The sequence below is a fragment of the Pseudomonas edaphica genome (assembly GCF_005863185.1).
Classification (GTDB): domain Bacteria; phylum Pseudomonadota; class Gammaproteobacteria; order Pseudomonadales; family Pseudomonadaceae; genus Aquipseudomonas; species Aquipseudomonas edaphica.
Window position 1 is genome coordinate 1 of the sequence record NZ_VBVZ01000794.1, and the last position, 2,437, is coordinate 2,437.

A 2,437-nucleotide genomic window follows, 5' to 3' on the forward strand; every position below is an offset into this window, starting at 1 on the left:
ATGCCGGACGATAATGTGCATCTGAACGCCCAGGAAAAACGCTGGCTGGTCCAGCACCCAGTGGCGCGCTTCATGATTAACGATGACATGGCACCCTCGGCATTTTTCGACGCCAAGGGCCGCTTCAACGGTGTGATATCCGATTTGTTCGAGATCATCACCCAACGCACCGGGCTCAAGTTCGAGATTCAACGCGCCTCCAGTTTTGAAGGCATTCAGGACGCTTTACGCGACGGCGATACTGATTTAGCCGTGTTGACGGCCAGCCCGGAGCGGCTGAACCATTTCCGTTTCAGCCATCCATTCGCAACCAGCTCGTTTGCGCTGGTCGCGTCGACTGCTGAATCGGGCCGAGAGCGTTCGAGTCTCAATGCTTTGGCCGGCAAGCGCCTGGCCATTGTCCAGGGGCATGTATTGATCGACAGCATTCGCAAAGGCTTTCCCACGGTGCAGTTGATTACCCCAACAAACAACCTTGAGGCCATGCGCATGGTGGTCAATGGCGACGCCGACGCTGTGTTGATGACCCTGTCCATGGCTCGTTACTACACCGCGCGCCTCTATGAAAAAGAACTGCGCGTGGCCGGTGTCGTCGACGGCCAGGCGGCCACCGCCAACTTCGCCATGCGCCGTGGCGAAACCGAGCTGCAGTCGATCATGGATAAAGCTCTGCTGAGCATCCCACCTGACGAGCTTAATGCAATCACCATTCGCTGGCGCGCTAATGCGGCCATGAGTGGCCAGAACTGGCGCGACTACAAACTGGTGATCCTGCAGATCATCTGCTGCGCATTGCTGGTGCTGCTGGTGTCAATCATTCGAATCGTACAACTGCGCCGTCAGATTCGTCGCCGAGTCGCCGCTGAGAAAGCCCTGAATGATCAGTTGGAGTTTCTGCAAACCTTGAACCATGCCATGCCCGTGCCAGTGTATGTACGCGACCGCGAAGGACGCCTGCTGTCATGCAGCCGCAGCTATGAACACGTCATGAAGCTATGTCAATCCCAAGTGCTGGGTAAAACCGCCTTGCAAACCCAGTATGGCGATATCGAACTGGCGCCTACGCTCCACCAGAGTTACCTGCAGGCCATGGAGGATGGCAACCCCATCGAACAGCAACTGCAGATCACTATCGACGGGCAACCCCACTTTATCGAGCACTGGATTCAGCCCTTTCGTGATTCCAACGGCCTGATTGCCGGGGTGATCTGCGGCTGGCAGGACGTTTCGCAACATCATCAACTGATCGAACAACTGCAACAGGCAAAAACCCGGGCTGACGAGGCCAGCCATGCCAAAACCCAGTTTCTGGCGACGATGAGCCACGAGATCCGCACGCCCATGAGCGCGGTAATCGGCACATTGGAGTTGGCGCTCAAACGCGCCGACCACGGCGTACTGGATCGAGTGAACATCGACGTGGCCTACACGGCCGCCAAGAACCTGCTTGAGCTGTTGGGCAATACGCTGGATATCGTACGCATTGAATCCGGGCATTTGAGCTTCTCCCCACGCCGGGCCAACCTCAAGAATCTGGTGGAGATGGTGGCGCGGGTATTCGAAGGGCTGGCGAGAAAGAAGAAACTGGACCTGATTCTGGAAATCGACGCCGGCACCACCCTGGACGTCTCCATCGACCCTCTGCGCTTCAAACAAGTACTGTCCAATCTGGTGAGCAATGCGATCAAGTTCACGGAACGCGGCCGTATCGTCATCCGCTTGGTATGCCGCGTGGTGAATGGGCAAACACTCAACATGCATCTGCAAGTGCATGACACGGGTATAGGCATCAGTGAGGCAGATCGGCAAACGCTGTTTCGCCCCTTCGCGCAAGTGACTCAGTCAGACCTCTCGGTCCATGGCGGCAGCGGGCTCGGGTTGGTGGTGTCGCGTTCGCTGTGTGAAATGATGGGTGGCCGTCTGGATCTGACCAGCACGCTGGGGCAAGGCACAACGGTCAACGTAACCCTCAAGCTCAAGCTTCTGGAACCGCTGCCTGAAGAAAAACTGCCGCTGCCCGCGTCCTCCGAGGCCACTCCAAGCTGGGCCATGCGAGTGCTGATCGCAGACGACAACACCTTGAACCGTCAAATGTTGCGCGCACAGCTGGAGTACCTGGGCTGCAAAGTGATTGAAGCCAGCAATGGACTGGAGGCATTGGAGGCGTGGCGTGCGTTTGCGGTTGACTGGCTTATCACGGATTACCACATGCCGGTCATGGACGGAGTAGAACTGACACTGGCAATCCGCAAGGAAGAACAGCAACGCGACAGCGGTGCATTGACGATTCTGGGGCTGACAGCCGACGCCCAGCAGGAAGAAATGGACCGTTGTCTTAACGCCGGCATGGGCGACTGCCTGATCAAACCGATCAGCCTGGCCATCCTCGAACAGCGCCTGGCATTACTGGAGCCTGCGGATAAGCCAGGCTACAAAG

At 57.3% G+C, this 2,437-nt stretch carries 1 protein-coding gene; it reads left to right on the forward strand.

The genetic code is table 11. The features are described 5' to 3' along the window. Positions 1–2,437, forward strand: a 2,437-nt coding sequence (locus FEM54_RS30555; protein WP_138454064.1) for an ATP-binding protein, incomplete at both ends; no start/stop codon positions are given.